At 59.7% G+C, this 26,134-nt stretch carries 27 protein-coding genes, 1 pseudogene and 1 riboswitch; of the genes and pseudogenes, 8 read left to right on the top strand and 20 right to left on the bottom strand.

Annotation, left to right across the window (positions count from 1 at the left end):
- Positions 1-67: 67 nt before the first annotated feature.
- From ACM6IR_RS15280 to cobO, 6 genes are read right to left on the bottom strand one after another with little or no spacing between them, the layout of a single operon-like run.
- A complete protein-coding gene (locus ACM6IR_RS15280; RefSeq protein WP_414908502.1) occupies positions 68-1,540 on the bottom strand; it encodes a cobyric acid synthase in 1,473 nt (490 codons plus the stop codon).
- The gene (gene cobD / locus ACM6IR_RS15275) at positions 1,537-2,529 is read right to left on the bottom strand and encodes a threonine-phosphate decarboxylase CobD (protein ID WP_414908501.1); all 993 of its coding nucleotides are present in this window, start codon (positions 2,527-2,529) and stop codon (positions 1,537-1,539) included. Before cobD ends, ACM6IR_RS15280 begins: the two co-directional genes overlap by 4 nt.
- Positions 2,522-3,430 (bottom strand): adenosylcobinamide-phosphate synthase CbiB, encoded by a 909-nt coding sequence (gene cbiB / locus ACM6IR_RS15270; protein WP_414908500.1) that lies wholly within the window; start codon positions 3,428-3,430, stop codon positions 2,522-2,524. Before cbiB ends, cobD begins: the two co-directional genes overlap by 8 nt.
- Positions 3,427-4,077: a 5,6-dimethylbenzimidazole synthase gene (bluB, locus tag ACM6IR_RS15265; RefSeq protein ID WP_414908499.1), complete on the bottom strand. Its 651-nt coding sequence runs from the start codon at positions 4,075-4,077 to the stop codon at positions 3,427-3,429. The genes cbiB and bluB overlap by 4 nt, the downstream gene beginning before the upstream one ends.
- Positions 4,074-5,456 carry a cobyrinate a,c-diamide synthase gene (locus ACM6IR_RS15260; RefSeq protein WP_414908498.1) on the bottom strand — a complete coding sequence of 461 codons (1,383 nt, stop codon included), beginning with the start codon at positions 5,454-5,456 and terminating at the stop codon, positions 4,074-4,076. Before ACM6IR_RS15260 ends, bluB begins: the two co-directional genes overlap by 4 nt.
- The gene (gene cobO, locus ACM6IR_RS15255; protein WP_414908497.1) at positions 5,453-6,064 is read right to left on the bottom strand and encodes a cob(I)yrinic acid a,c-diamide adenosyltransferase; all 612 of its coding nucleotides are present in this window, start codon (positions 6,062-6,064) and stop codon (positions 5,453-5,455) included. Before cobO ends, ACM6IR_RS15260 begins: the two co-directional genes overlap by 4 nt.
- A gap of 80 nt (positions 6,065-6,144) precedes the next feature.
- A riboswitch (cobalamin riboswitch) is annotated at positions 6,145-6,378 on the bottom strand.
- A gap of 153 nt (positions 6,379-6,531) precedes the next feature.
- Between cobO and ACM6IR_RS15250 the strand changes: the two genes are divergently transcribed.
- Together ACM6IR_RS15250 and ACM6IR_RS15245 are read left to right on the top strand one after the other, a co-directional pair.
- Positions 6,532-7,116 (top strand): hypothetical protein, encoded by a 585-nt coding sequence (locus ACM6IR_RS15250; protein ID WP_414908496.1) that lies wholly within the window; start codon positions 6,532-6,534, stop codon positions 7,114-7,116.
- 66 nt (positions 7,117-7,182) lie between these two features.
- The gene (locus ACM6IR_RS15245) at positions 7,183-8,496 is read left to right on the top strand and encodes a PQQ-dependent sugar dehydrogenase (protein ID WP_414908495.1); all 1,314 of its coding nucleotides are present in this window, start codon (positions 7,183-7,185) and stop codon (positions 8,494-8,496) included.
- A 118-nt stretch (positions 8,497-8,614) separates the two neighbouring features.
- Here the strand turns inward: ACM6IR_RS15245 and ACM6IR_RS15240 are convergent, their stop codons facing one another.
- The 6 genes from ACM6IR_RS15240 to ACM6IR_RS15215 all read right to left on the bottom strand — a co-directional run bounded on the left by ACM6IR_RS15240 (position 8,615) and on the right by ACM6IR_RS15215 (position 13,948).
- Positions 8,615-9,268, bottom strand: a complete 654-nt coding sequence (locus ACM6IR_RS15240; RefSeq protein ID WP_414908494.1) for an O-methyltransferase — start codon at positions 9,266-9,268, stop codon at positions 8,615-8,617.
- A gap of 15 nt (positions 9,269-9,283) precedes the next feature.
- Positions 9,284-9,820: a C40 family peptidase gene (locus ACM6IR_RS15235; RefSeq protein ID WP_414908493.1), complete on the bottom strand. Its 537-nt coding sequence runs from the start codon at positions 9,818-9,820 to the stop codon at positions 9,284-9,286.
- A gap of 164 nt (positions 9,821-9,984) precedes the next feature.
- Positions 9,985-10,620 (bottom strand): C40 family peptidase, encoded by a 636-nt coding sequence (locus ACM6IR_RS15230; protein WP_414908492.1) that lies wholly within the window; start codon positions 10,618-10,620, stop codon positions 9,985-9,987.
- A gap of 213 nt (positions 10,621-10,833) precedes the next feature.
- Entirely contained in the window at positions 10,834-11,538 is a 705-nt protein-coding gene (hda, locus tag ACM6IR_RS15225; RefSeq protein ID WP_157713295.1) for a DnaA regulatory inactivator Hda, read from the bottom strand.
- A 230-nt stretch (positions 11,539-11,768) separates the two neighbouring features.
- Positions 11,769-12,842: an AI-2E family transporter gene (locus tag ACM6IR_RS15220; protein ID WP_414908491.1), complete on the bottom strand. Its 1,074-nt coding sequence runs from the start codon at positions 12,840-12,842 to the stop codon at positions 11,769-11,771.
- Positions 12,843-12,889: 47 nt separating this feature from the next.
- Positions 12,890-13,948 carry a DUF2066 domain-containing protein gene (locus ACM6IR_RS15215; protein WP_414908490.1) on the bottom strand — a complete coding sequence of 353 codons (1,059 nt, stop codon included), beginning with the start codon at positions 13,946-13,948 and terminating at the stop codon, positions 12,890-12,892.
- 382 nt (positions 13,949-14,330) lie between these two features.
- Here ACM6IR_RS15215 and purM point away from each other — a divergent pair, with 382 nt between their 5' ends.
- Genes purM through ACM6IR_RS15200 form a run of 3 tightly spaced genes read left to right on the top strand, consistent with a single transcriptional unit; the run spans position 14,331 to position 16,761 of the window.
- The gene (gene purM, locus ACM6IR_RS15210) at positions 14,331-15,389 is read left to right on the top strand and encodes a phosphoribosylformylglycinamidine cyclo-ligase (RefSeq protein WP_414908489.1); all 1,059 of its coding nucleotides are present in this window, start codon (positions 14,331-14,333) and stop codon (positions 15,387-15,389) included.
- The gene (gene purN, locus ACM6IR_RS15205; RefSeq protein ID WP_414908488.1) at positions 15,389-16,039 is read left to right on the top strand and encodes a phosphoribosylglycinamide formyltransferase; all 651 of its coding nucleotides are present in this window, start codon (positions 15,389-15,391) and stop codon (positions 16,037-16,039) included. The genes purM and purN overlap by 1 nt, the downstream gene beginning before the upstream one ends.
- A gap of 8 nt (positions 16,040-16,047) precedes the next feature.
- The gene (locus ACM6IR_RS15200) at positions 16,048-16,761 is read left to right on the top strand and encodes a DUF3108 domain-containing protein (RefSeq protein ID WP_414908487.1); all 714 of its coding nucleotides are present in this window, start codon (positions 16,048-16,050) and stop codon (positions 16,759-16,761) included.
- Between the two features lie 63 nt (positions 16,762-16,824).
- Here ACM6IR_RS15200 and ACM6IR_RS15195 read toward each other — a convergent pair whose 3' ends face one another.
- The gene (locus ACM6IR_RS15195; protein ID WP_414908486.1) at positions 16,825-18,003 is read right to left on the bottom strand and encodes a cystathionine gamma-synthase; all 1,179 of its coding nucleotides are present in this window, start codon (positions 18,001-18,003) and stop codon (positions 16,825-16,827) included.
- A complete protein-coding gene (locus ACM6IR_RS15190) occupies positions 18,000-19,376 on the bottom strand; it encodes a pyridoxal-phosphate dependent enzyme (protein WP_414908485.1) in 1,377 nt (458 codons plus the stop codon). Before ACM6IR_RS15190 ends, ACM6IR_RS15195 begins: the two co-directional genes overlap by 4 nt.
- 266 nt (positions 19,377-19,642) lie before the next feature.
- Between ACM6IR_RS15190 and ACM6IR_RS15185 the strand changes: the two genes are divergently transcribed.
- On the top strand, positions 19,643-20,059 hold the full coding sequence (locus tag ACM6IR_RS15185; protein WP_414908484.1) for an OsmC family protein: 417 nt from the start codon (positions 19,643-19,645) through the stop codon (positions 20,057-20,059).
- Between the two features lie 61 nt (positions 20,060-20,120).
- A complete protein-coding gene (locus ACM6IR_RS15180; protein WP_414908483.1) occupies positions 20,121-20,981 on the top strand; it encodes a pirin family protein in 861 nt (286 codons plus the stop codon).
- 137 nt (positions 20,982-21,118) lie between these two features.
- On the opposite strand, the pseudogene ACM6IR_RS15175 reads toward ACM6IR_RS15180, so the two are convergent.
- The 4 genes and pseudogenes from ACM6IR_RS15175 to ACM6IR_RS15160 form a co-directional block, all read right to left on the bottom strand.
- A pseudogene (locus ACM6IR_RS15175) lies at positions 21,119-21,458 on the bottom strand (dienelactone hydrolase family protein); the annotation flags it as partial.
- Between the two features lie 66 nt (positions 21,459-21,524).
- Positions 21,525-23,429, bottom strand: coding sequence for a molecular chaperone HtpG (gene htpG / locus ACM6IR_RS15170; RefSeq protein ID WP_414908482.1), 1,905 nt, complete (start codon positions 23,427-23,429; stop codon positions 21,525-21,527).
- 63 nt (positions 23,430-23,492) lie between these two features.
- Positions 23,493-23,960: a PaaI family thioesterase gene (locus ACM6IR_RS15165; protein WP_414908481.1), complete on the bottom strand. Its 468-nt coding sequence runs from the start codon at positions 23,958-23,960 to the stop codon at positions 23,493-23,495.
- Entirely contained in the window at positions 23,957-24,433 is a 477-nt protein-coding gene (locus tag ACM6IR_RS15160; protein ID WP_414908480.1) for a PaaI family thioesterase, read from the bottom strand. Before ACM6IR_RS15160 ends, ACM6IR_RS15165 begins: the two co-directional genes overlap by 4 nt.
- 158 nt (positions 24,434-24,591) lie before the next feature.
- Between ACM6IR_RS15160 and ACM6IR_RS15155 the strand changes: the two genes are divergently transcribed.
- Positions 24,592-24,825 carry a hypothetical protein gene (locus ACM6IR_RS15155; protein WP_414908479.1) on the top strand — a complete coding sequence of 78 codons (234 nt, stop codon included), beginning with the start codon at positions 24,592-24,594 and terminating at the stop codon, positions 24,823-24,825.
- 66 nt (positions 24,826-24,891) lie between these two features.
- On the opposite strand, the gene ACM6IR_RS15150 is transcribed toward ACM6IR_RS15155, so the two are convergent.
- Both ACM6IR_RS15150 and ACM6IR_RS15145 read right to left on the bottom strand, forming a co-directional pair.
- The gene (locus ACM6IR_RS15150; RefSeq protein WP_414908478.1) at positions 24,892-25,293 is read right to left on the bottom strand and encodes an MAPEG family protein; all 402 of its coding nucleotides are present in this window, start codon (positions 25,291-25,293) and stop codon (positions 24,892-24,894) included.
- Positions 25,293-26,030, bottom strand: coding sequence for a DUF599 domain-containing protein (locus tag ACM6IR_RS15145; protein WP_414908477.1), 738 nt, complete (start codon positions 26,028-26,030; stop codon positions 25,293-25,295). Before ACM6IR_RS15145 ends, ACM6IR_RS15150 begins: the two co-directional genes overlap by 1 nt.
- Between the last annotated feature and the right edge of the window lie 104 nt (positions 26,031-26,134).

Below are 26,134 nucleotides of genomic sequence, written 5' to 3'. Positions count from 1 at the left end.
AGCAGGCTCGCTCCCACAGAGGAATGCGCTCAATTGTGGGAGCGAGCCTGCTCGCGAAGGAATCACCCTAAATCCCACAGAGCTCACGCAGCAGTGAAGTATCCAGATGCTTCTCCACCAAATCCGCCAGTCGCTCGATATCGCGCTCGCGCAATGCGTGGTAATCGACTTCCTGCACCGCCTGCAAACCTGCCCAGCGCAACAGCGCACTGCACGCCGCCGGTGATTCGAAGAGCCCATGCAGATACGTACCGAAAATCTGCCCATCGACACTTTGTGCACCGTCGCAGCGACCATCGTCCAACTGCACGGCGGCGTTTTCCAGGGCCGGCCCGGTTGTCACGCCGGCATGAATTTCGTAGCCGCTGACGGCTGCATTTTCCAGAGCCAGACGCCCGCGCACGTTACGCAACTGCTTCTCTGCTTCGAGCTGCGTGTCGAACGCCAGCAAGCCCAAACCGGCACTGGAACCCGGTGCGCCCTCGAGCCCCAGCGGGTCGTGCACCTGTTCACCGAGCATTTGCAGACCGCCACAGATCCCCAACACTTTGCCGCCGTAGCGCAAGTGTCGGGCAATAGCGCGGTCCCAGCCGCCGGCCCGTAGATATTCAAGGTCGCTGCGCACGCTTTTCGAGCCGGGGAGAATAATCAGATCCGCGGGCGGAATCGTCTGGCCGGGACCTATAAATTGCAGATCCACTTGTGGATGCAGGCGCAGCGGATCGAAATCCGTGTGGTTGCTGATGCGCGGCAGCACCGGCACCAGTACTTTCAGCACCTGGTCAGCCTTGTCGGCCTGGCGCTGATCGATGCCGTCTTCCGCTTCGAGGTGTAGATCCATCACGTAAGGCAACACGCCGATCACCGGCTTGCCGGTGCGCGCTTCCAGCCAATCGAGGCCCGATTGCAGCAAGGCAATGTCGCCGCGAAAGCGGTTGATGATGAAACCTTTGACCCGCGCCTGTTCGCTTGGCGACAACAGTTCCAGGGTCCCCACCAGATGGGCGAAAACACCGCCGCGATTGATGTCGGCAATCAGCACAACCGGACAATCCACCGCCTCGGCAAAGCCCATGTTGGCGATGTCACCGGCGCGAAGATTGATCTCGGCCGGCGAGCCGGCACCTTCGACCATCACCACCGGATACGCTGCGCTCAACCGTGCATGGGAGGCCAGCACCGCTTGCATCGCGATGGCTTTGTAATCGTGATAGGCGACGGCGTTCATCGTCGTGACGGCACGGCCATGAATGATCACTTGGGCGCCGGTGTCACTGTTGGGTTTGAGCAGCACCGGGTTCATGTCGGTGTGCGGCTCAAGGTTGGCTGCCTGGGCCTGCACCGCTTGCGCGCGCCCGATCTCGCCACCGTCGGCGGTCACTGCGCTGTTGAGCGCCATGTTTTGCGGTTTGAATGGCACGACGCGTACGCCTTGACGCGTGACCCAACGACACAGCGCTGTCACCAGTGTGCTTTTGCCGGCGTCCGACGTCGTGCCCTGTACCATCAACGTGACGCTCGGAGCTATCAACCCAGTCATTGGTTTTCCTCAGCGTAGGCATCGAACGCTTGCGCGAGACGTGTCCAGTCGGCTTCATTACCGGGTAAACCAAAACGCAGGCTGCTGTTATGGGTGAACAACCGCAGCAGGATGCCGTGCCGGGCCATGAATTCATGCAGCTGTTCGGCGCGTTCGGTGATCAGCCATTGAAACAGCGCGCAACCACCCTGGGGCTTGAAGCCGTGCTGCTCAAGCAGCAGCGCCAGACGCTCGCTGGCCACTTCGGTGCGCGCCCGTTGCCTGACGTGCCCTTCGGTATCCAGCAGGCAGGCCTGGCCGACCACCCGGGTAGGCCCGCTGACCGCCCACGGCCCCACTTGCTCGGCCAGCAACTTGAGCAACTTGCGCTCGGCCAGGACAAAACCCAACCGCACACCGGCCAGGCCGAAAAACTTGCCGAAGGAGCGCAGCACGATCAAACCGACCTGATGGGCAAAAGGCGCCAGGCTCAAGGATGGCGTGTTGTCCATGAACGCTTCGTCGACCACCAGCCAGCCACCGCGCTGAGCCAGTCGTGCGTGCCAGTCGAGCAGCCTGCTCGGGGGCAGGCTCAGGCCAGTGGGATTGTTCGGATTGACCACCACCAGCACGTCAAAGCTGTCGAGATAGAAGTCGACTTCCTGCTCCATCACTTCACGCACAATGTAGCCATTGCGTCGCCATGCTTCGGCGTGTTCGGCGTAACACGGTGATAGCACGCCAACCTTGCCGGCCCGACGCAAACGTGGCAGCAACTGGATTGCCATTTGCGAACCGGCAACCGGCAACACCTGGGCGGCGCCGTAATAATCGCAAGCAGCCTGCTCCAGGCCATCATCGCTTTCCGGCAAACGCGCCCAGGCCTGCTGCGCAATCTCAGGAACTGCAAACGGCCAAGGCGCGAGGCCACTGGACAGGTCGAGCCAATCGGCTTCGGCAATGCCGTAATCGAGCGCCGCTTTACGTAACCGACCACCGTGTTCAAGCATAAAATTCGGCCCCCACGCAGAGAATCAGCAGCCATAACCAGACGCCGCGCTGGACCAATTGCCAGCCACGGTCAATGGCGTCGGCATCCGCTGGCACGCCTTCGCCCAATGATGGACGCTGATGCAGTTCACCGTGATAAATCGCCGCTCCGCCCAACTCGACGCCGAGAGCTCCCGCACCAGCGGCCATTACCGGACCGGCATTCGGGCTGTCCCAAGTCGGGCCCTGGGTGCGCCAGCATTTGAGCGCCAGTCGGGTTTTGCCCAGCAGCGCGTAGGTCAATGCCACCAGTCGCGCAGGAATGTAGTTGAGGATGTCGTCGATTTTGGCCGCGGCCCAACCGAAACGTTCGAAGCGTTCGTTGCGGTAGCCCCACATCGCATCCAGCGTATTGCTCAAACGGTAGAGCACCACGCCCGGCGCGCCGGCCACGGCAAACCAGAACAGCGCGGCAAACACCGCGTCGCTGCCATTCTCCAATACCGATTCGGTGGCCGCACGGGCGACTTCGGTTTTATCCAGTTCACTGGTCTGACGGCTGACCAGGTAACTCACGCGTTGGCGCGCCTCGTCCAGGTCGTCGCTGCGCAAAGCCTTGGCCACCGGCTCGATGTGCTCGCCGAGGCTGCGCAGGCCGAGGGCGCAATAGAGCGCGAGAATCTCGACGATCCAGCCGACATAAGGCGCCCAGGACAACGCCGTGGCCAGCAAGGTCAGCGGCACTACCGCGATCACCCACGCGGTGACGCCGTGACTGCGCCAGCCGCGACCGCCACCATTGAATCGTTGCTCGATGCGCTCGGCAAAACGGCCGAACGCCACCAGCGGATGCCAGCGTTTGGGTTCACCCAGCAGCGCATCCAGCGCCACGGCGGCGACACTCAACAACGCCACACTCATTGACTCTCTCCCCAATAATTCTCATACAGTAATTCGCTGAGCGGACGCGCCTGCGCCCAGCCTTCGAGCACCAGCATCGGCGCCGGATAGAACTCCTTGACCGGTCCGAGACAAAGCACCGCCATCGGCTTTGCGCCGACTGGCAACCCCAGCAGGTCCGCCAATGCTTGCGGTTCGAACAGCGAGACCCAGCCCATGCCCAGCCCTTCGGCGCGGGAGGCCAGCCAGAGGTTCTGGATCGCACACGATAACGAAGCCATGTCCATTTCCGGCAAGGTGCGACGGCCGAAAATATGCCGCTCGCGATCATCCATCAACGCGGCGACCAGCACTTCGGCGCAGTCGTTGATGCCTTCGACCTTGAGCTTCATGAATTCGTCGGTGCGCTCGCCGAGGGCTTCGGCGGTGCGGATACGCTCTTCTTCCACCAGCACCTGAATCTCGCCGCGCAGGGCCCGATCGCTGATGCGGATGAAACGCCAAGGCTGCATCAGGCCGACACTCGGCGCCTGATGCGCGGCTTCGAGCAGGCGCCTGAGCAACTCTGGCTCGACGCTGCCGCCGCTGAAGTGACGCATGTCGCGGCGTTCGCAGATGGCTCGGTAAACCGCTGCGCGTTCGGCTTCGGAGAATGCGTTGTCGGTCATGGCCGCTTCGCGAGCAGGCTCGCTCCCACAGGGGTTAGGTGATCAACTGTGGGAGCGAGCTTGCTCGCGAAGGCGGTGTCATGATCAGGCGCAAACAACGCGGCTACAGCGGTCGGATTGGAAGGAAAATAGAAGTGCACGTAGGAAGCGGTCATCCGCCCCTCACGATAAACCGCCTCCGCCCCGCGCCCACCGTTAGGGCTCAGCCCCCGAGCAATCGGCTCAAGCTCGGTGCTGGTCAACGAGTGATGATAGGTATGCCCGCGCAACACACCTTCGGGCAGTTCGACCGCTTGTAACGCTAACGCGGCCAGACGCTTCTGCATCACCGCATCACCGCTCAGCAGGCCAACCAGCTCAGCGCGTGCGCCTTCGACATCGGTCAACGAATCGAGCAGATAAAGCATGCCGCCACACTCGGCCAACAACGGTTTGCCCGCCACGTGGTGCGCACGGATCGCGCTCAGCATCGTGTCATTCTGTGCCAGCGCCACATGGTGCAATTCAGGATAGCCGCCGGGCAGGTAAAGGCTGTCTGCCTCCGGTAATCGGGCATCACGGATCGGCGAGAAAAACAGTAGCTCGGCGCCCATGGCTCGCAGCAAATCCAGGCTCGCGCCATAGGTGAATGCAAACGCTTCGTCGCGGGCGACCGCTATCCGCACGCCAGCCAGTAACGGCTCAGCCGCGATCACATCCGGGGCGGCGAATTCCACCGCCGGAGGCAGCGCGACCTCACAACTACTGGCCAAGGCATCCGCCGCCGCATCGAGGCGCACATCGAGATCGTTCAACTCACTGGCCTGAACCAACCCCAGGTGCCGACTCGGTAATTCGATCCCGGTTTCCCGCGACAAGGCGCCGTACCAGCGCAAACCTTCGGTCAGGCTGCCTTCGAGCAATTGTGCGTGACGCAGCGTGCCGACGCGGTTGGCCAACACACCGGCAAATGGCAAGTCCGGCTGATAACGCGCGAGCCCCAGGGCCAGTGCGCCAAATGTCTGCGCCATGGCCGTGCCGTCGATCACAGCGAGCACCGGCACACCGAAGTGCCGCGCCAGGTCAGCGCTGGAGGGCGTACCGTCGAACAACCCCATGACGCCTTCGATCAGGATCAAGTCGGCTTCGCCGGCAGCTTCCCACAACAGCCGGCGACTCTCCTGCTCGCCGACCATCCACATGTCCAATTGGTACACCGGCGCACCGCTGGCGCGCTCGAGAATCATCGGGTCGAGAAAGTCCGGGCCGCATTTGAACACGCGAACCTTGCGCCCCTGATTGCGATGCAAACGGGCCAGCGCGGCGGTGACGGTGGTCTTGCCCTGACCGGAAGCCGGCGCGGCAATCAGTACCGCCGGGCAATGACGTGGTTGACTCACAGTTCGACGCCTTTTTGCGCTTTGATCCCGGCCTGGAACGCGTGCTTGATTACGCCCATTTCGGTGACGGTATCGGCCAGTTCGATCATCTCCGGCTTGGCGCCGCGACCGGTGACGACCACGTGTTGCATCGGCGGACGGGCCTGCAAATCGCTGAGCACTAGATCGAGATCCAGATAGCCGTGCTTCAGTGCGATGTTCAACTCATCGAGCACCACCAGGCCAATCGACGGATCGCGCAGCAGTTGCTGCGACACGGCCCAGGCAGCTTCGGCGGCAGCGATATCGCGCTGGCGATCCTGGGTCTCCCACGTGAAGCCCTCGCCCATCACATGAAAACGCACCTGCTCCGGGAAGCGCCGGAAAAACAACTCTTCGCCAGTGCTGTTGCGCCCCTTGATGAACTGCACCACGCCGCATTGCATGCCGTGGCCCATGGACCGGGCCAGCATGCCGAAGGCCGAACTGCTTTTACCTTTACCGTTGCCGGTCAGCACCAACAGCAGGCCGCATTCATTCGGGGAGTTAGCGATGCGTTCGTCGATCACGGCTTTTTTGCGCTGCATGCGCGCCAGATGGCGTTCGTCACGATCAGGGGAATCAGTCATGGGGGAGCTCTCCGTTGAGGCTGGATAACGGCGGGCAGGCACAAGAATAGGCGGAAAAAAGCCTGGCATCGCCCACCGTGATGCCGCTGGATGAATCAGGCCGGTCTCCGGGCTCATGAGCAGCGATACGCCGGACTGCGCGCCTTCCCATGTCGACAGTCGACACAGTGGCTCAAGGCACAGTCTTCACTCATTTACCGTTGCGGGGGCAGCGCCGGGATCGTGATCCCCTTCGTTTGAAGGGGTGACTCACCGGCTTCCCTGTTTCACTCTGTCGACCAGGGTCACAGAGCACCTGAAACAAGCCGCGAAGGTTAGAGGGTTGGGGATGGAGCGTCAAATGAAGACAGAACGCCGGTGAACGATATACTGCCGCCGGTCAATCGGCTGACGCCAAGGTTGTGTCACAGCGCGAGCAATGATATCAAAGAGCCATAACCGCAATCAAAATAACAAGGGTGAGCAACATGCAAGGCATGATCATCAGCAATCCGAAGCTGGAATTCCTGCGCCCGGTGCTGGAGCGCTGGTTTATCTGTATCGACCGCTACAACGCTGTGCGCGGCGATAACGAAACCCCGTACTGGTTCGATGAAAAAGCCAACCTCGGGCTGCTTTCCACTGCAGCCTGGATGGCGGAAATGGTCACGCTGCAACAAACGTCGACCCGCAAGCAAACCGAAGAAGGCGAACGCAATGCGCGCGCCGATCTGTTTATCGCTACCCCCGAAGAACGCGCCTACCTCCAGGCGACGCAGCGCTGGCCTCGGGTCAATAGCCTGAACCTGACTCAAGCCCTGCTTGATATCACCAGCGACGCGAAGAAAATCAGCTACGCCAGCGACCTGAAACTCGGCTGCCTGTTTGTCGCGCCGCAAAAGGCCCAGCATGGCGCCACGCCGGAAGAACTCCAGGACATGGTCGACGACCTGCAGAAGGAACACAGCTGCGCCGTCGCCTGGTATTTCCCCTATGCGTACCGAAAACTGCGCAATGAAGCGGGCAACTATCACCCGGGCATCGCCGTGCTATTCAAGGAAGCACGCGGCTGATCGGTTGAACCTTCAATCCACTCGGCGTCTCTATGAATGGATAGGGCATTCATAGAGACATCCAGCATGCGCATCCCCCAACTCGTGTTCGTCATCGCGCTCGCCGGAGGGCTCGCCGCCTGTAGTGAAACCTCCAGCCTGCAAGTCTCCGACGGCACGGGTCCCTCGCCAAAACTGCCAGAACCCAACAAGACCCTGATCCCTACGGTGAACATCGCCCCGGCGATTGGCTGGCCGGCCGGCGCAAAACCCATTGCAGCCGCCGGAACTCAGGTCGCGGCCTTTGCGGAAGGCCTCGATCACCCGCGCTGGCTCTACGTGTTGCCCAACGGCGACGTGCTGGTGGCCGAAACCAACGCACCACCGAAACCCGATGATGGCAAAGGCATTCGCGGCTGGATCATGGGCAAAGTCATGGGCCGCGCCGGCGCGGCCGTACCGAGTCCGAACCGCATCACGCTGCTGCGAGACAAGGACCACGATGGCATCGCCGAAACCCGCACGGTATTCCTCGAACACCTGAACTCCCCCTTCGGCATGACGCTGGTCGGCAATGACCTCTACGTGGCCGACACCGACCGCTTGTTGCGTTTCCACTATGAAAACGGCAATACGGCGATCACCTCGCCGCCGATCACAGTAGTCGACTTGCCAGCCGGTCCGTTGAATCATCACTGGACCAAAAACGTCATCGCCAGCAAAGACGGTAGCAAGCTGTACGTCACGGTGGGCTCGAACAGTAACGTCGCCGAAAACGGTCTGGATAAGGAAGAAGGTCGCGCGGCGATCTGGGAAGTCGACCGAGCCACCGGCAATCACCGGATCTTCGCCTCGGGCCTGCGTAACCCCAACGGCATGGCGTGGGAGCCACACAGCGGCGCCTTGTGGACGGCGGTCAACGAGCGAGACGAAATCGGTAGCGACCTGGTGCCGGACTACATCACCTCGGTCAAGGACGGCGCGTTCTATGGCTGGCCGTTCAGCTATTACGGCCAGCATGTCGACATTCGCGTCGATCCGCAAAACCCGGACCTGGTCGCCAAGGCGATCCCTCCGGACTACGCAGTCGGCCCGCATACTGCGTCGCTGGGCCTGGCATTTGCTGAAGGCAACACACTTGCGGCGCCGTTCAAGGAAGGGGCATTCATCGGCCAGCACGGCTCGTGGAACCGTAATCCGCACAGTGGCTATAAAGTGATTTTCGTGCCGTTCAGCGCAGGCAAACCGACCGGGCAGCCGATTGACGTGCTCACCGGCTTCCTCAACGCCAAAGAAGAGGCCATGGGTCGTCCGGTGGGTGTGGTGATTGATCAGCAGGGGGATTTGCTGGTGGCGGATGATGTGGGGAACAAGGTGTGGCGCGTTTGGGCGGTTAAATAAGATACACAGCCCCTGTAGGAGCGAGCTTGTTCGCGATGGTGGGTCAGCTACATCAATGTCGCCTGATACACCATCGCGAGCAAGCTCGCTCCGCTCCTACAACAGGGAGGATCGGCGTTTAGCGCTTACGGCACAGCGTCAATCCATCGCCCAACGGCAACAACGACAGATCCACGCGCGAGTCATCCTTCAAGGCACGATTGAGCGCCTGGATAGCTCGGGTGTCTGCGCTCTCGGAATGCTCCTCGAGCACCCGCCCGCTCCACAGCGTGTTATCGAACACCGCCAGACCGCCCACGCGCAGCAAACGCAGGGCGTGCTCCAGATAGGCCGGATAGTTAGCTTTGTCGGCATCAATGAAAATCAAATCGAAGTAGCCTGGCTGATTGAGCTGGCTGAGCGTTTCCAGCGCGGGCGCCAAACGCAGATCGATCCGCTCGGTGAGCCCCGCCTCCTGCCAGTAGCGGCGCGCGATGGCGTTGTAGTCGCCGGGAATATCACAGCAGATCAGTGAACCGTCATCCGGCAATGCAGCCGCCATGCACAAGGCGCTGTAGCCCGTGAAGGTGCCCACTTCAAGCAAATGCCTGGCACCGGTGATCTTCACCAGTAACGCGAGAAATTGCCCCTGCTCCGGCGCCACCTGCCAGCGAGCCATTGGCAGCGCCTGGGTTTCGTCGCGCAAGCGCTTGAGCACCGACGTTTCCCTTAAGGAAACGTCGAGCAGGTATTGATACAGGGAATCGTCGAGATTAAGCGTGCGAGCGGTCATGACAACCTCCGCGAATTATGGGTTACGCGCCAGATGCTCAGGTTGCAGGACACGTTTGGCGCTCAGGTAGGCTTTCTGCCAATAAGCTTTGGACAAGCTGTCGAGCTTCACCGTGCCGCCGGTGGCTGGCGCATGGACGAATCGGCCTTCGCCGACATAAATGCCGGCGTGGCTGACCTGGGAGCCGCCGTTGGTGGCGAAGAAAATCAGGTCACCGGTTTGCAGGCCTTCCTTGCCCACATTGGCCGCCTGCATGCTGATCAGCTCGCGGGTGGTACGCGGCAGGGAAATACCCGCGACATCACGGTAGACGTAGCCGATCAAGCCGCTGCAATCAAATCCGGAGTCTGGCGTGTTGCCGCCCCAGCGATAAGGTGTGCCGACCAGGCCCAACGCGCGGAACAGTACGTCTTCTGCTTCGGGGGAGAAGGCTTGGGAGGAACCGAAAATGATCGGCGCGCGAACCACCGGAGCAGGAGGCGGTGGGCGGCTGGCGCAGGCGCTAAGCAGCGCTGCAAAGAACATGATTGCGAGGCGGGCCGACGTCGTCATGGCAGAACATCCTGATCTGGCTGCGGCTTTTTCTGCAGGGGACGCAGAAAAGAAAACCGCCTGCGCAGGACGCAGGCGGTTTGCCATCAATATTAGATCTGGATTCTAGCGGCTACACGGCAAACTTCAAGTAAGACTTTAAGTTCACCTTACAAATTGTCCGCTTACTGGCGCGCCGTGACGATCGTCGGGGCTGTGGTCGGGGCCATCGCGAGGGCGCGCTTGGCTTCGATGAAGGTTTTGTTCCAGTAACTATCGCCCAGGCTATCGATCCGGACACCACCGCTGCGGCGGCTGCTGGAATGGATGAACTGGTTGTCACCCAGGTAGATCCCGGCATGACTGACGCGACCGCGTCGGCCATTGGTGGCGAAAAACAGCAAGTCGCCCGGCTCCAGCTTGCTGCGAGAAACCAGTGGCGCGTCGACGTTGATCATTTCGCGAGTGGAGCGCGGCAGGTTCATGCCGGCCTGTTCACGGAACAGGTAACCGATGAAACCGCTGCAATCGAAACCGTCTTCAGAGGTGCCGCCGAAACGGTAACGAGTACCGATCAGGGACATGCCACGTTCGAGGATGCTGTCGGCCAGAACCGGAAGCTTGTACGACTTGCCACCAGCAAAGTCGGCCAGTTCTTTTTCGGTGACCATCTCTTCCTGGTAAAGAGCGGAAGACTGGGCAGTAACAGAATTTTTAACCTGCTGTTGTTGCTCTTGCTGGGACACTGGAGAGTGAGCAGCGCAACCGAACAACAGGGTGACGAGTGCGAGGGGCACGAGGGGTGCAAAGCGATTTAGCATGGGCACGACCGTGGCTGATAGTTGTAAAGAAGGCGAGACTATGCCCGCTATCAACCTCATTTGCAAATTCAATCGATCTTTATGTGACTTTTCTGTTTCGCCTTTACATCTAAGCGCTAATGCCCCATTTAGACACTTGCGCGTCCTACGCCCTGTAGGAAAGCGGACTTTTTGGCGCCTGAAATCCGCCAAAAACCTTGTAGGCCCCAGGTTTTACCAGCCCAGCGTCTCTTTTAGAAACGGGATGGTGAGCTTGCGTTGGGCTTGAAGTGAGGCCTGATCGAGACGCTCCAGCAACTCGAAAAGCGCACTCATGCTGCGGGTGCCGCGAGTCAAAATAAAATGCCCGACTTCATCGGTCAGGTGCAGGCCACGACGCGAAGCGCGTAGTTGCAAGGCACGTAACTTGTCTTCGTCGGAAAGCGGCCGCATCTGAAAGATCAGCGCCAGGGTCAAACGAGACTTGAGGTCCGCCAGCTTCACCGGCAGCTCACGCGGGGAGGTCGAAGCGGCAATCAGCAAACGCCGACCACTGTCACGCAGACGATTGAACAGATGGAACAGCGCCTCTTCCCAATCCGCCCGCCCGGCGACTGCCTGCAAATCATCCAGGCAGACCAGTTCGTATTGTTCGAGGTTATCGAGGATTTCGGTGCCGCGATCCAGCAGCTCAGCCAGCGGCAAATACACCGCCGGCTCCCCCAGTTGCTCGAAGCGCAGGCAAGCCGCCTGCAACAAGTGGGTACGCCCTACCCCGTCCTTGCCCCAAAGATAAATCAGGCTTTCGGTCCAGCCGGCGTCGGCTTCGCATAGCCGCTCGACATAGCCGAGTGCTGCGGCATTGGCGCCTGGGTAGTAATTGATAAAGGTAGCGTCATCACGCAGACGCACACCTAGGGGCAGCTGAATCGGTTTCATGCTGACTGAACAGTTCCAACGGAACCGTTAGTGGCCTCTGTGTAAAGTTTGCGAAGTTTATACCCGTGACGCGGGTCGCACAATGCGACAGACCACAAGCAAAATCAAAGGTTTGCGTTAACACACTGGTTTTATGGCAGTTTCTTTGGCGGTGCATGTGACAGCCGCAGGCAAGAGGTGGGCCCACCTGTTATCGAACCAGGCAGCCCGCCACGCACTCTCGACGCAGATTAGAGTTCCGGCTCGTCGACGCCACTGTACATATCAGAATCCTTATACAAATCATGCATATGACGAACCAGCACCATGATCACCGCCGCCACCGGCAGCGCCAGCAGAATTCCGGTAAACCCGAATAGCTCGCCACCCGCCAGAATCGCGAAAATCACTGCAACCGGGTGTAAACCGATGCGGTCACCCACCAGCAATGGGGTCAGCACCATGCCTTCCAGCGCCTGGCCGACCATGAACACCGCGACGATGCCGATCATTGGATACAGGTCCCCGCCGAACTGGAACAGGCCGGCAACCAATGCCGCGCCGATGCCGATGACGAACCCCATGTACGGCACAATTGCCGCCAGACCGGCAATCAGACCGATCAACAACCCCAACTCCAACCCCACCAGCATCAGGCCTGCCGCGTAAATCACGCCCAACGCCAACATCACCAGCAACTGCCCGCGAACGAACGCTCCCAGCACTTCATGGCACTCATCGGCCAGGGCAACCACACGCTCTTCGCGATTGCGCGGCAGCAGGCTGCGGATCTTGGTCATCATCACGTCCCAGTCCCGCAACAGGTAGAAACTGACCACTGGGATGAGCACGAGATTCGCCAGCCAGCCGATCAACGCAAGCCCCGAAGCCGTCGCCTGGCTCAGCACCACACCGACAATGTCCGTGGTCTCGCCCATGTGCTCGCTGATCGCCGCCTTGAGCTTGTCGAATTTCCAGAAGTTATTCGACAATCCCAACTTCGACTGCGCCCACGGCAACGCGGTGTGTTGCAACCAGTCAAGCATTTGCGGCGCCAGCTCGTACAAACGAAAGAGCTGCCTGGCGAGCATCGGCACCAACACCAGCAGCAGCGTCGTAAAGATAAGGGTGAACAGCGCAAACACCGCGATGACGCCCCAGGTGCGTGACAACCCGGCCTTTTCCAGCCGATCCACCAGTGGATCGAACAGATAGGCCAACAGCAGTGCGACCAGAAACGGTGTCAGGATCGGATGCAACAGCCAGACAAACGCGCAGAGCAGGACGACCCCACCCAACCAGAACCAACGCCGCGTATCGGCCATGAACCACTCCTGCTTCTGCACTTATATAAAGGAAGGAAAGAAAAAATCTACCAGCGGAAACGCAACTGTGGCGTCGGTGCAGGGGCTGGCGCGACAACAGGTGCCGCCCCACTGGCTACCGGTTGAACAGGAGCCGTCGGGGCCGGCGCCTGACCGGCCGGCACCTCTTGCAACTTCGCCAGCGACAACTGCGACCGCAATTGCTCGGCACTGCCGTTGACCCGGTAAAGAATGCGGTCGCCATCAACGCTTTGCAGGCGCGCACCAAACGGCTCCAGCAAACGCCCAAGCGCGGCATAGTGCTCCAGATTCATGCCCTGCACTTCCAGCAACTGTTCGCCCGAAACGCCTGCCTTGACCACAAATCGCGGCGCCAGGCGCTCGCTGACCGCCAACATCACCGCATCGGCCACAGCGGCCTGATCCGCACCCTGCACGCTTCCCGCTTCCTTCTGATCGCCCAGCCACAAATGCCATTTAGCCTGCCACTGGCCACCCTCTTCGCGGGCATGCACCGCCAGCAAGGCGTCAGCGTTGTAACGTTCCGAGGCGCCGCGCAGTGGCGCCGCGTCCGTGCCTTCCAGATTAGGTGCCGTGGCGACCAGTTGTTCACTCAGGTCCGCCAGTGGCAGACGCAATGGCAAACCACGGTGTTGCGCCGCTCGGCGCAGCGGCAAGGCGCTGGCCTGGGCATCGCCTACAAGGCTCGAGCCCTCGGTGGAATCGTTCAGCCACCAACCGAGTATCGACGGCCGATTAGCCCCCCACAGCGACAACCCGGCACGCCGCAACGCTTGCTCGGTGGTCGCCGGATCGAAATCGATTTTCAGCGCTTGTGGCGGACCGGCGTCAAAGCCGTACTGACTGATAATTTGCTGCGGATCTTTGCGTACAGTCGCCAGACCCGGGCTTTGCGCCGCCTTGGGATCGCCGGTCAGGCGCAGGACCAGCGTATCCAGCGCACGCTGTATCGCTTGATCGCGCTCCTCCTGCGATTGACTACTGACAGGCTCGCGAACCTGATAAAGACCTTTGACGGTTTCGGCATGGCTCGCCACGCTGAAAAATGACAAACAGCCCACAAACAAGAATTTACACAAGCGCATGGAGGATTCCTGACGACAAGAGCGGCTGGAACAGACCGCATGAAGATGATCGGGCAAGGCTGTGACCACATCCCTGCGCAAAACATTCACACGATCACTGGAAGTTTTCGCACTGTCATAACGATAGACGGTTAATGGCGATACCTTATACAGCCATGCACGACGTCATCCACACTGGCAATATCAATTTTTTTAATGCGATATGCCCCTGCCGTCGGTGTGAGGATGGCCGCTGCCCCTCAAGCCTGATAAAATCGCGCGCCTTCGCAGACCGGCAACAGCCGGGCACCCTCAAATATGCGCTCGGCACTCGTCCTCGTATATTTCGGCGGTCCCACTGGACTCGGTCGTTACCCCTGAATCCCCCCTAAAGGCCTGGATCATGAGCAAGCAACCCTCCCTGAGCTACAAGGACGCCGGTGTAGACATCGACGCCGGTGAAGCATTGGTCGAACGCATCAAGAGCGTCGCCAAGCGCACTGCGCGCCCGGAAGTCATGGGCGGCCTGGGCGGTTTCGGCGCCCTCTGCGAAATCCCGGCCGGCTACAAGCAGCCTGTGCTGGTTTCCGGCACTGACGGCGTCGGCACCAAGCTGCGTCTGGCGCTGAACCTGAACAAACACGACAGCATCGGCATCGATCTGGTTGCCATGTGCGTGAACGACCTGGTGGTTTGCGGCGCCGAGCCGCTGTTCTTCCTCGACTACTACGCCACCGGCAAACTGAACGTCGAAACCGCGACCCAGGTGGTCACCGGCATCGGCGCTGGCTGCGAACTGTCCGGCTGCTCCCTGGTCGGCGGCGAAACCGCTGAAATGCCTGGCATGTACGAAGGCGAAGACTACGACCTGGCCGGCTTCTGCGTCGGCGTCGTGGAAAAATCCGAAATCATCGACGGCTCCAAAGTCGCTGCCGGCGACGCACTGCTTGCCCTGCCGTCTTCGGGCCCGCACTCCAACGGCTACTCGCTGATCCGCAAGATCATCGAAGTCAGCGGTGCAGACATCGAAAACATCCAGCTCGAAGGCAAACCGCTGACTGACCTGCTGATGGCCCCAACCCGTATCTACGTGAAGCCGTTGCTCAAGCTGATCAAGGAAACCGGTGCCGTCAAAGCCATGGCCCACATCACCGGTGGCGGCCTGCTCGACAACATTCCGCGCGTTCTGCCAAAAGGCGCTCAAGCGGTGGTTGACGTGGCAAGCTGGACTCGCCCTGCCGTGTTCGACTGGCTGCAAGAGAAAGGCAACGTCGACGAAAACGAAATGCACCGCGTGCTGAACTGCGGCGTCGGCATGGTTATCTGCGTGGCTCAAGAGCACGTCGAAACCGCGTTGAACGTGCTGCGTGAAGCCGGCGAGCAACCGTGGGTCATCGGTCAGATTTCCACCGCGGCTGAAGGCGCGGCCCAGGTCGATCTGAAGAACCTTAAGGCGCACTAATGTCCGTCACCTGTGATGTCGTGGTGCTGCTGTCCGGCACCGGCAGTAATTTGCAGGCCTTGATCGACAGCACGCGGACCGGCGAAAGCCCGGTCCGCATCGCTGCGGTGATTTCCAACCGCGCCGACGCCTATGGCCTGCAACGCGCCAGGGACGCGGGTATCGCCACCCGCACCCTGGATCACAAGGCGTTCGAAGGCCGTGAAGCCTTCGATGCCGCGCTGATCGAACTGATCGACGCTTTCAATCCCAAACTCGTGGTGCTGGCCGGTTTCATGCGCATTCTCAGCGCTGACTTCGTGCGCCACTATCAGGGTCGCCTGCTCAATATCCATCCCTCGCTGCTACCCAAATACAAAGGGTTACACACGCATCAGCGCGCGCTGGACGCTGGCGATACTGAACACGGCTGCTCCGTGCATTTCGTCACCGAGGAACTCGATGGCGGACCACTGGTCGTACAGGCAGTAATACCGGTAGAGTTGCACGATTCGCCGCAGAGTCTGGCGCAGCGGGTCCACGCTCAGGAACACCTGATCTACCCGTTGGCCGTACTCTGGTTTGCCGAAGGTCGTTTATCACTCGGTGAACAAGGTGCTTTACTGGATGGTCAGTTACTTGCGGCCAGTGGTCACTTGATTCGAACCTAGGAGATTTTATGCGTCGCGCCCTGCTCTTCGCTTGCGCTCTGCTCGCCCTGCCCATTGCGCAGGCTGAGGACCTTCACCCCTTCTCCGCCAGCTATACCGCCGACTGGAAGCAACTTCCCATGAGCGGCACGGCTGAACGAAGCCTGACCAAAGAAGCCAACGGTGCCTGGAAACTCAGTTTCAAGGCGTCGATGATGATCGCCAGCCTGACTGAAGAAAGCACCCTGACCCTGGACAAGGACACCTTGCTGCCTCAGTCCTACCACTTTGAACGTAGCGGCCTGGGCAAAGCCAAGAAGTCGGATCTGGATTTCGACTGGACCACCAAGATGGTCACTGGCACGGATCGCGGCGACCCGGTCAAGGTCGCGCTAAACACTGGCATGGTCGACAAATCCACTTATCAACTGGCCTTGCAGCACGACGTCGCCGCCGGCAAAAAAAGCATGAGCTATCAGGTCGTTGACGGTAACGACGTCGATACCTACGATTTCCGCGTGCTGGGCTCGGAAAAGGTCGAGACCAAGGCCGGCAACATCGATGCGATCAAGGTCGAGCGTGTACGCGACCCGACACAAAACAAACGCATCACCGTCCTGTGGTTTGCCAAGGACTGGGATTACCTGCTGGTCCGTTTGCAACAGGTTGAGACTGACGGCAAGGAGTACAACATCATGCTCCTCGACGGTACGGTCAACGGCAAGGCTGTCAAAGGCAGCTGATCCGGATCGACACCAAAATCCGGAATCCGGTAAGGATTCCGGATTTTTTTATGCCTGTTGCATTCAAATCCGCGCCAGTGCCTGCGCCAGGTCGGCGCGCAGGTCTTCGACATCCTCGACCCCGACCGACAAACGCACCAGCGCATCGCCAATGCCGAGCTGCGCGCGGGTGTCTGCGGGAATCGTCGCATGCGTCATGATCGCCGGGTGTTCGATCAGGCTTTCCACCCCGCCCAGGCTCTCGGCCAAGGCAAAAATCTGCATGCTCTCGAGGAAACGCTTGGCGCCCGCCAGGTCGCTGTTCAGATCGAGGGAAATCATCCCGCCGAAACCGCGCATTTGCCGCCTCGCCAGTTCGTGCTGCGGGTGCGACGACAGGCCCGGATAATAAACGCGCGCCACCTGCGGCTGACGCTCCAGCCATTGCGCCAGCTCCAGCGCATTGCTGCAGTGGCGCTCCATGCGCAGCGCCAGTGTCTTCACCCCGCGCAGGGTGAGGAAGGCGTCGAACGGCCCGGCGATAGCGCCTACCGCGTTTTGCAGGAAGCCCAGGCGCTCGCCCAGCTCGACGTTCTGCCCGACCACTGCAATACCGCCGATCACGTCGGAATGGCCGTTCAGGTACTTGGTCGTCGAATGCACCACGATATCGAAGCCCAGTTCCAGCGGGCGCTGTATCCACGGGCTGGCAAAGGTGTTGTCGGCCACACAGAGGATGCCTCGATCTCGGCAGATGCGCGCGATGGCAGCGAGGTCTGTCAGGCGCAGCAAAGGATTGCTGGGCGTCTCGACACAGACCATCCGCGTATCGTCCTGTAGCGCCGCTTCGAAGGCCGACAGATCAGTCAGATCGACGAAACTGAAGCGATGCCCGGCGCTACGGCGCCGCACCTTGTCGAACAATCGGAAAGTACCGCCGTACAGGTCATTGCCAGAGACAATGTGCGCGCCAGAGTCGAGCAATTCGAGCACCGTGGAAATAGTCGCCAGCCCCGAAGCAAAGGCGAACGCCTGCGTGCCGCCCTCGAGGTCCGCCACGCAACGCTCCAGCGCAAAGCGCGTCGGATTGTGCGAGCGCCCGTAGTCGAAGCCCTTATGCACACCCGGGCTCTGCTGCATATAAGTGGAATTGGCGTAAATCGGCGGCATCAGCGCCCCGGTGGTAGGGTCCGGCGACTGTCCGGCATGGATCACTCGGGTGGCAAAGCCACGTGGCGCAGCGGTTTCATCGTGTTGACTCATGTCAGGGATCTCCGTAAGTGATTAAGCATGTCGACTCGAGTAATCAAGCCGTGGAAGCCCGAGGCATCGGCGATGATCGCCACCAGCCCACGGTCGAGCTCCGCCCGTAGTTCAGCCATACTGGCGCCGGGAGGCAGGGTTTGTAATGTGTCAGTCATCGCGCTGGCGACAGTCAGGCGAAAATGCGAAGGGTCTTCCTGCATGCCGAGCAGAATATCGGACTCGTCAATCACACCGACCAGCCGCTGCCCGCCCTCCAGCACCGGCAGTTGCGACACATCCGCCAGGCGCATGCGCTGGAAGGCGGTGAGCAGCGTGTCATCCGGGCCCACGCTGATCACCCGGCCATCCTCGAAGCGCCGCGCGATCACATCACGCAGATCGCCATAAGGCTTACGCGCCAGCAATCCCTGATCGTTCATCCACTGATCGTTGTAGACCTTCGACAGGTAGCGGGTGCCGGTGTCGCAGACAAAGCTGACCACCCGCTTCGGCTCGGTTTGCTCGCGGCAGTAGCGCAGCGCCGCCGCCAGCAAGGTGCCAGTCGAAGAACCGCCGAGAATGCCTTCGGCGCGCAACAGTTGACGGGCATGATCGAAGCTTTCCTCATCGCTGATCGAATACGCGTGGCGCACGCTGGACAGGTCGGCAATCGACGGAATGAAGTCTTCGCCGATGCCTTCGACCGCCCAGGAACCGGGCGTACCGAGGGTACCGCTGCGGCTGTACTCGGCCATCACCGAGCCGACCGGATCGGCCAGCACCATGACCAGGTCCGGCTGCACCCGGCGGAAGAAACGGGTCAGCCCGGTCAGCGTGCCGGCCGAACCGACGCCGACGACAATGGCATCCAGGTCGTGCTGGGTCTGCGCCCAGATCTCCGGCGCGGTGCTGCACTCGTGGGCCAGCGGGTTAGCCGGATTGTTGAATTGATCGGCGAAGAAGGCATCGGGAATTTCCTGCGCCAGCCGCGCAGCGACGTCCTGGTAATAATCAGGGTGGCCCTTGCCGACATCGGAGCGGGTGATGTGCACCTCGGCGCCCATCGCTTTCAGGTGCAAGACTTTCTCGGAGGACATCTTGTCCGGCACCACCAACACCACCCGGTAGCCCTTGGCGCGGCCGACCAGGGCCAGGCCAAGGCCGGTGTTGCCGGCGGTGGCTTCGACGATGGTGCCGCCGGGCCGCAGGCGGCCATCACGTTCGGCGGCATCGATCATCGCCAGGCCGATGCGATCCTTGATCGAACCGCCCGGGTTCTGCGATTCGAGCTTGAGAAAAAGGGTGCACGGGCCGGTATCGAATCGGCTGACGCGCACGAGTGGCGTATTGCCGATCAGTTCGAGTACGGCAGGGCGGGAGTCGTTCGGCATGTCGTCACCTCGCGGCAGGAATCCCACTGGATGGACAGCGACCGACGGCGAGTCATCGCGTGCCAGTCGCACCTGAGTGTCGCTTGGACCATAGGCCGGGATTGACCCTCTCGCAACCGTGCGCAGCCAGTCGGTCGCATCGTTGTAATGATTCAGTGTGATCACGACCGGGTTGCAAATAGTGGAACGCCCGTAGCGAGGAATGCTCTATAACTTCAAGGTCTTTTTTGATCGACTGACTTTTCCTACTGCCTGCGAGGTTTCCCATGTCCGTCACCGTCAATACCATCTCCAGCGAAGGTTTTCGTCACCGCGTGCAGATCGATGAACATGAACTCTTTGCCGATGTGCCTCAATCCTTGGGCGGCGAAGGCTCGGCACCGGAGCCACACGACTACTTCGACGCCGCCCTCGGCACCTGCAAAGCCCTGACCCTGAAGCTGTATGCCAAGAAGAAAAACATCCCGCTGACGGGCGTGACGGTCGAGGTCAAACGCGACAACAGCGAAGAACAAAAAGGCAAATATGCACTGCATGTCAAACTGACGCTCAAGGGTGTACTCACCGACGCCGAGCGCGAAGAACTGCACCGCGTAGCCGACCGCTGCCCGGTCCACAAGTTGATGACCACCACCGACGTCAGCATTGAAACCCACTTGTCCGAAGGTGCCTTCAGCCAATAGCGGCAAGGGCTGCACAAGCGGGTTATGCTCCATGCGTCACCCGCTTAGCCTGGAATGCACCATGAACACTCCGCTCGTGATCCGTCCCCGCACCGAAGATGTCGAAGGCCAGCCAATTCTTCGCCCGCTGCCATCCGCCAAATGCCGTAGCGTCGGACCTTTCGTGTTTTTCGACCACATGCTGGAAACCCGCTATCCGGCGGGCAAAGGCATGAACATCCGCCAACATCCGCACATCGGCCTCTCCACCCTCACCTACCTGTTCCAGGGGCAAATCCAGCACAAGGACAGCCTCGGGTCCGATCAGGTCGTGGAGGCCGGCGATGTCAGCTGGATGACCGCCGGCAGCGAGATTGCCCATGTCGAGCGCACGCCCGAGGCATTGAAGAACAACGGGTTCACCCTGCACGGCTTGCAGATCTGGCTGGCATCGCCCAAGGATCGTGAGCAGGGCCCGGGACACTACAGCCACCACCCTGCCGCCACATTGCCCGTGAGCGACAACCTGGGGGTCAAGATCCGGATGATTGCCGGGTCAGGCTTTTGCCTGGAATCACCCGTGCCGGTGCTTTCTCCTACGCTGTATGCGGAGTTGAACCTGCAAACGGCAACGACATTACTGATTCCCACCGAACATGAAGAGCGGGCGTTGTATGTGTTGAGCGGCGAGGTGCAGCTTGACGGTGAGCCACTGGAGCTGAATTCGCTGGTGGTGCTGCCTGCCGGCGAAGAGATGACCCTGTTCGCCGAGAGTGACAGTCATGCCGTGCTGTTTGGTGGGGCGCCGCTGGATGGGCCGCGACGGATCAACTGGAATTTTGTGGCGAGCGATCCGGCAGTGATCGATGAAGCCCGGCGACGTTGGGCGGCCGGGGATTGGCCGACGGTGCCGGGGGAAAGTGAGCGGATCGAACTGCCTTAGAATCTTCGGTGGTAGCTACACCGCCATCGCGAGCAAGCTCGCTCCCACATTGGAATGCATTTCCCTGTGGGAGATTCTATGTTGCCCCGCAACACTGAACTCTCAGGCTGATAGGTATTTGCTCTGATTTTTCATCAGGGCAGTTGCTCCTTCGGCACCAGTGGATCAGAGGCTCCGTGCAACACCAACACCGAGCCCTTGATGTTGTTGGCATCGGCCGGACGCGGTGAATCCAGGCTCCCGTGGAACGACACTGCTGCCTTCACTGGCGCCATAAACGTCCGCGATCAGCACCACATACCCCTTGGACGCCACAGACTTGGCGATTTCCTCGGCACCGGCGCTGATACCCATCCAGTTCGGCGCCATCAACAATCCCGGGCGCGGGCCTTTGTGGTCGGCCTCAAACACCAGACCACTTTCAAAGGTCTGGCCATCAAGCTGATAAGCAACCGAACGAACAGTGAGTTGACTCATGACTAACTCCCAGTAAAAGACCCCAGAATAAAAAAACCCGCCGAAGCGGGTTTTTTTACAACGACGTTAAACCGACAGTTCAACCAGCAGCTTGTTCAGACGACGTACATAAGCGGCCGGGTCCTTCAAGCTGTCGCCGGCGGCCAGGGCAGCCTGATCGAAGAGAATGTGCGACAGGTCGCCGAAGCGCTCGTCGCTCTGCTCGTTGTCGAGCTTCTCGATCAGCGGGTGAGCCGGGTTGAATTCGAAGATCGGCTTCGAATCCGGAACCTTCTGACCGCTGGCTTCGAGGATCTGACGCATTTGCATGCCCAGGTCTTGCTCGCCGATGGCCAAAATCGCCGGGGAATCGGTCAGGCGGTGAGAAACCCGCACTTCAGCAACAGAGTCGCCGAAGGCCGTTTTCAAACGCTCGACCAAACCTTCTTTGGACTTGGCGACTTCTTCCGCCGCTTTCTTGTCCTCTTCCGAGTCCAGGTTGCCCAGGTCCAGGTCACCGCGCGCCACGTCGACAAAGCTCTTGCCGTCGAAGTCGCTGAGGTAGCTCATCAGCCACTCGTCGATGCGGTCAGTCAGCAGCAGCACTTCGATGCCTTTCTTGCGGAAGACTTCCAGGTGCGGGCTGTTTTTGACTTGTGCGTAGGTTTCGCCGGTCAGGTAGTAAATCTTGTCCTGACCTTCCTTGGCGCGCGCCAGGTACTCGGCCAGACCCACAACCTGCTCGCCTTCTTCGCCCTGAGTGGACGCAAAACGCAGCAGGCCAGCAATTTTCTCTTTGTTGGCGAAGTCTTCTGCCGGGCCTTCTTTCATGACCTGACCGAAGTTTTTCCAGAAGCCTTTGTATTGCTCAGGCTCGTTCTTCGCCAGTTTTTCCAACATGTCCAGCACACGCTTGGTCAGCGCCGACTTCATGGAGTCGATGATCGGGTCTTTCTGCAGGATTTCCCGCGACACGTTCAGCGACAGGTCATTTGAATCAACCACGCCTTTGATAAAGCGCAGGTACAACGGCAGGAACGATTCGGCTTGGTCCATGACAAAAACGCGCTGCACATACAGCTTCAGGCCTTTCGGCGCTTCACGCTGGTACAGGTCGAACGGAGCGCGGGTCGGCACGTACAGCAGCGAGCTGTATTCGAGCTTGCCTTCGACCTTGTTGTGGCTCCAGCTCAGCGGATTTTCGAAGTCGTGGGCAATATGCTTGTAGAACTCCTGGTACTCCTCGTCCTTGATCTCGGTGCGAGGACGGGTCCACAGGGCGCTGGCGCGGTTGACGGTTTCCCATTCAACGGCCGGCTTCTCTTCTCCCTCGGCGGCGGCCACTTCTTTTGGCAACTCGATTGGCAGAGCGATGTGGTCGGAGTATTTCTTGACGATATTGCGCAGACGCCAGCCATCGGCGAACTCGTCTTCACCGGACTTCAGGTGCAGGACGATACGGGTGCCGCGGTCGGCTTTCTCAACGGTGGCAACTTCAAAATTGCCTTCACCTTTGGACGACCAGTGCACGCCTTCGCTGGCAGCAACACCGGCACGACGGCTGAACACATCGACTTTATCGGCGACGATGAAGGCCGAGTAGAAACCGACACCGAATTGACCAATCAGGTGGGAGTCTTTCTTCTGATCGCCAGAGAGGTGTTTCATGAAATCGGCGGTGCCGGATTTGGCGATAGTGCCCAGGTGGGTAATCGCGTCTTCACGGCTCATACCGATGCCGTTGTCTTCGAGGGTGACGGTTTTAGCGTCCTTGTCGAAGCTCACACGGATTTTCAGTTCCGCGCCGCCTTCCAGCAGTTCAGGCTTGGACAGGGCTTCGAAACGTAATTTGTCGACAGCGTCAGAGGCGTTCGAAATCAATTCGCGAAGGAAAATTTCCTTATTGGAATACAGCGAATGGATCATGAGGTGCAGCAGTTGCTTCACCTCGGTCTGGAAGCCCAGGGTTTCCTTTTGAGTTTCCACGCTCATAGTCATCAAACTCCAACTTGGATGGCATTGGCCGCGCCCGAAAGGGTTGGCGGCGGGATGTCATCAAGGTTGGGGCAGCGACTCGGATTTCAAGGGCTCTTCAATTTTGAAATGCGCCCGGGCCGTGGCAATGGGCTCGGCTTCGGTGGTTTGCCAGGCCGTAATCGCCACATTGGCGACCCGCCGCCCCTGACGGCAAACCTGGCATCGGGCCCAGGTATCGCGAAACTGTCCGGCGCGCAGGTAATCGAGGGAGAAGTCGATGATCTTCGGTACGCCCGGCGAGCCCGTGCAAATCAGCAGGTGCAGCGCGGCGGACAGTTCCATGAACCCGGCAATCACCCCCCCATGAATCGCCGGCAATAAAGGGTTACCAATGTTGTCCTTGTTGGCCGGCAGGCGAAACAGCAGCTCATCGCCTACGCGCGAACAGTCGACGCCTATCAGCTTGGCGTAGGGAATCAGGTGCAGCAGCGACGCGTAGTCGCCCTTTTCATGCGCCTGTTGCAGCTGAGCCTTGAAATCGGTCATTTCGCACCTCCGGCGATGACGCCACCAAAGCCTTTTGTGCCTTTGATGGCCGTGCCCATGCGCATGAAGGTACCCACCACGTGGGCGATGGGTTGCTCGGGATCATCCTGATAGGCAAAACCCCGGGCGAAAATCACGTCAGTCGTCACCCGGTAGCACTGGGCAAAACCGTAAACATCTTTATGGGGCTCGGCGGCATGCATGTAATCAATCCGCAGGTCGAGAGTCGGGCAGACTTCGAATGCCGGCAACACGCAGAGGGTGGACATGCCGCAGGCCGTGTCCATCAGCGTGGTCAGGGCGCCGCCGTGAATCACGCCGGTTTGCGGGTTGCCAACGATCTGCGGGCTGTACGGCAGAATGATGGTCAGGCCGTCGTTGCTCGCGCTGTGAACTCGCAGCCCCAGTACCTGACAATGTCGCAGCGCCGAAATAAATCGCATTGCGCGCTCAAAAACGGGGTTTTCCGCCATTTGATAAGAACTCTTCTTAGTATTGGGACACTGCATGAGGCATATTGGATAAAAGTTCCCGTGGGAATAATCTTATATATTTGAACGAATTGAGGAACTTAACGCTGTGGGCTGTGCTCGAAAGGCCAGTAGATACTTTCCATCAGGAGAAACACCCCATGCGTAAAACTTTAGCTATTGCCTTGATGTTGACCGCTTCCCTCGGTCTCGCCGCCTGCGGTAAAAAATCCGAGGACAAAGCTCAAGATGCTAACCAACATGCTGAACAAGCTCAGCAAGACATGAGCAAAGCTCAGGATAAAGTGAACGACGCAGCGAAAGAAAACGCCGAAGCTGCCAAAGCGCAGGCTGAATCGAACGAAGCAGCTACGAAAGAAGCACCTAAAAACTAAAATAGTTTTTAGCGTGATAAAGAAAACCCGCCAATGCGGGTTTTCTTTTGTCTGCAGTTTTCCCCGTTAGAGAAAAACAGTTCTAAAAGTCGGACTAATCATCAATAGCAACGAACAAACCAGGCCGATAAGCCACACCAGACTGCGCTGCCATGCAAGATCACTCCAATAACACAGCAAGTAGATGATCCGCGAAATCACAAAGATGATTGCCAGCGCGTCGATCAACCACCCCGCCGTCTGTGTGGTGTGAGCCATCAACACCCCCACTGCAAACAATATGAACGCCTCGAAACAATTCTGATGGGCCGCCAACGCCCTGGCACCCAAGCCCGTGAGTTGTGCCTGTTGCTGACGCGGCAAGTGATTGTTGTAACCGCCCTGTTCTTTCATGGCCTTGGCCACTGGTATACGAGCCACGTAAATCAATAAGGCACTGATAAACACACACCAGAACGGAATACTCATCAAGCCGCCTCTTTGCTCGCCTCAGGCAATGGCGCCTCCGTAGGGGTATAGACCATCACGTCGAGAACGTCGGAATGAAACTCCCGGCGATACAACACCAACACGACGCCGGCACTCATCAACATGAACAACCAGGGACTGACAAACCAGGCCAGCATGGTCATGCCGAAATAATAGGAGCGCAGGCCGAAGTTGAACTGGTTGGCGGCCATGGAGATGACACGCGCCGCACGGGACGCGAACGCTTTGCGCTCCTGCTCGGAGACATGGCGCTCACCGACCATCGGCGCCGAGCCAATCAGGATGGCAGCAAAGTTGTACTGACGCATGCACCAACTGAACGTAAAGAACGCGTAGACGAACACCAACGCCAGACACAGCAACTTGATCTCAGACATTCCCTGGGACGCCTGTTGCACCATTGGAATGTCCGCCAACAACGAGACGGCCCTTTCGGACGCACCGAGTACAGTGAGAATACCGGCCAGGATAATCAGCGTGCTTGAGGCGAAGAATGAGGCATTGCGCTCCAGATTGCCCACCACGCTGGCGTCGGCGATGCGGTTATCGCGCAGCAGCATGCGGCGCATCCAGTCTTCGCGGTACAAGTGCAGCACGCTGGCCAGGCACGCGGTGTCGCGGCCCTTCCACGAGGCATAGCGGGTGTACCCACCCCAGCAGATGACGAACCAGAGCGCGGCGAGGATGTGGATCAGGTTGGCGTGGATGAACGACATGCAGGTCCTTGTGAAGTATTTGCGATTTACTGAAATCTTGTGGGAGCGAGCCTGCTCGCGAAGAGGACATCACATTCAACATCATCGTTGAATGTCACACTGCC

Source organism: Pseudomonas sp. IT-P253 (assembly GCF_949768125.1).
GTDB lineage: Bacteria > Pseudomonadota > Gammaproteobacteria > Pseudomonadales > Pseudomonadaceae > Aquipseudomonas.
The sequence above is the reverse complement of the archived record's forward strand: the minus strand, read 5'-3'. Positions and strand labels throughout refer to the sequence as shown.

Coding starts and splice junctions, on each gene's coding strand:
- ACM6IR_RS15280 (WP_414908502.1), bottom strand. CDS start 1,540: ATGACTGGGTTGATAGCTCCGAGCGTCACGTTGATGGTACAGGGCACG.
- cobD (WP_414908501.1), bottom strand. CDS start 2,529: ATGCTTGAACACGGTGGTCGGTTACGTAAAGCGGCGCTCGATTACGGC.
- cbiB (WP_414908500.1), bottom strand. CDS start 3,430: ATGAGTGTGGCGTTGTTGAGTGTCGCCGCCGTGGCGCTGGATGCGCTG.
- bluB (WP_414908499.1), bottom strand. CDS start 4,077: ATGACCGACAACGCATTCTCCGAAGCCGAACGCGCAGCGGTTTACCGA.
- cobO (WP_414908497.1), bottom strand. CDS start 6,064: ATGACTGATTCCCCTGATCGTGACGAACGCCATCTGGCGCGCATGCAG.
- ACM6IR_RS15250 (WP_414908496.1), top strand. CDS start 6,532: ATGCAAGGCATGATCATCAGCAATCCGAAGCTGGAATTCCTGCGCCCG.
- ACM6IR_RS15245 (WP_414908495.1), top strand. CDS start 7,183: ATGCGCATCCCCCAACTCGTGTTCGTCATCGCGCTCGCCGGAGGGCTC.
- ACM6IR_RS15240 (WP_414908494.1), bottom strand. CDS start 9,268: ATGACCGCTCGCACGCTTAATCTCGACGATTCCCTGTATCAATACCTG.
- ACM6IR_RS15235 (WP_414908493.1), bottom strand. CDS start 9,820: ATGACGACGTCGGCCCGCCTCGCAATCATGTTCTTTGCAGCGCTGCTT.
- ACM6IR_RS15230 (WP_414908492.1), bottom strand. CDS start 10,620: ATGCTAAATCGCTTTGCACCCCTCGTGCCCCTCGCACTCGTCACCCTG.
- hda (WP_157713295.1), bottom strand. CDS start 11,538: ATGAAACCGATTCAGCTGCCCCTAGGTGTGCGTCTGCGTGATGACGCT.
- ACM6IR_RS15220 (WP_414908491.1), bottom strand. CDS start 12,842: ATGGCCGATACGCGGCGTTGGTTCTGGTTGGGTGGGGTCGTCCTGCTC.
- ACM6IR_RS15215 (WP_414908490.1), bottom strand. CDS start 13,948: ATGCGCTTGTGTAAATTCTTGTTTGTGGGCTGTTTGTCATTTTTCAGC.
- purM (WP_414908489.1), top strand. CDS start 14,331: ATGAGCAAGCAACCCTCCCTGAGCTACAAGGACGCCGGTGTAGACATC.
- purN (WP_414908488.1), top strand. CDS start 15,389: ATGTCCGTCACCTGTGATGTCGTGGTGCTGCTGTCCGGCACCGGCAGT.
- ACM6IR_RS15200 (WP_414908487.1), top strand. CDS start 16,048: ATGCGTCGCGCCCTGCTCTTCGCTTGCGCTCTGCTCGCCCTGCCCATT.
- ACM6IR_RS15195 (WP_414908486.1), bottom strand. CDS start 18,003: ATGAGTCAACACGATGAAACCGCTGCGCCACGTGGCTTTGCCACCCGA.
- ACM6IR_RS15190 (WP_414908485.1), bottom strand. CDS start 19,376: ATGCCGAACGACTCCCGCCCTGCCGTACTCGAACTGATCGGCAATACG.
- ACM6IR_RS15185 (WP_414908484.1), top strand. CDS start 19,643: ATGTCCGTCACCGTCAATACCATCTCCAGCGAAGGTTTTCGTCACCGC.
- ACM6IR_RS15180 (WP_414908483.1), top strand. CDS start 20,121: ATGAACACTCCGCTCGTGATCCGTCCCCGCACCGAAGATGTCGAAGGC.
- htpG (WP_414908482.1), bottom strand. CDS start 23,429: ATGAGCGTGGAAACTCAAAAGGAAACCCTGGGCTTCCAGACCGAGGTG.
- ACM6IR_RS15165 (WP_414908481.1), bottom strand. CDS start 23,960: ATGACCGATTTCAAGGCTCAGCTGCAACAGGCGCATGAAAAGGGCGAC.
- ACM6IR_RS15160 (WP_414908480.1), bottom strand. CDS start 24,433: ATGGCGGAAAACCCCGTTTTTGAGCGCGCAATGCGATTTATTTCGGCG.
- ACM6IR_RS15155 (WP_414908479.1), top strand. CDS start 24,592: ATGCGTAAAACTTTAGCTATTGCCTTGATGTTGACCGCTTCCCTCGGT.
- ACM6IR_RS15150 (WP_414908478.1), bottom strand. CDS start 25,293: ATGAGTATTCCGTTCTGGTGTGTGTTTATCAGTGCCTTATTGATTTAC.
- ACM6IR_RS15145 (WP_414908477.1), bottom strand. CDS start 26,030: ATGTCGTTCATCCACGCCAACCTGATCCACATCCTCGCCGCGCTCTGG.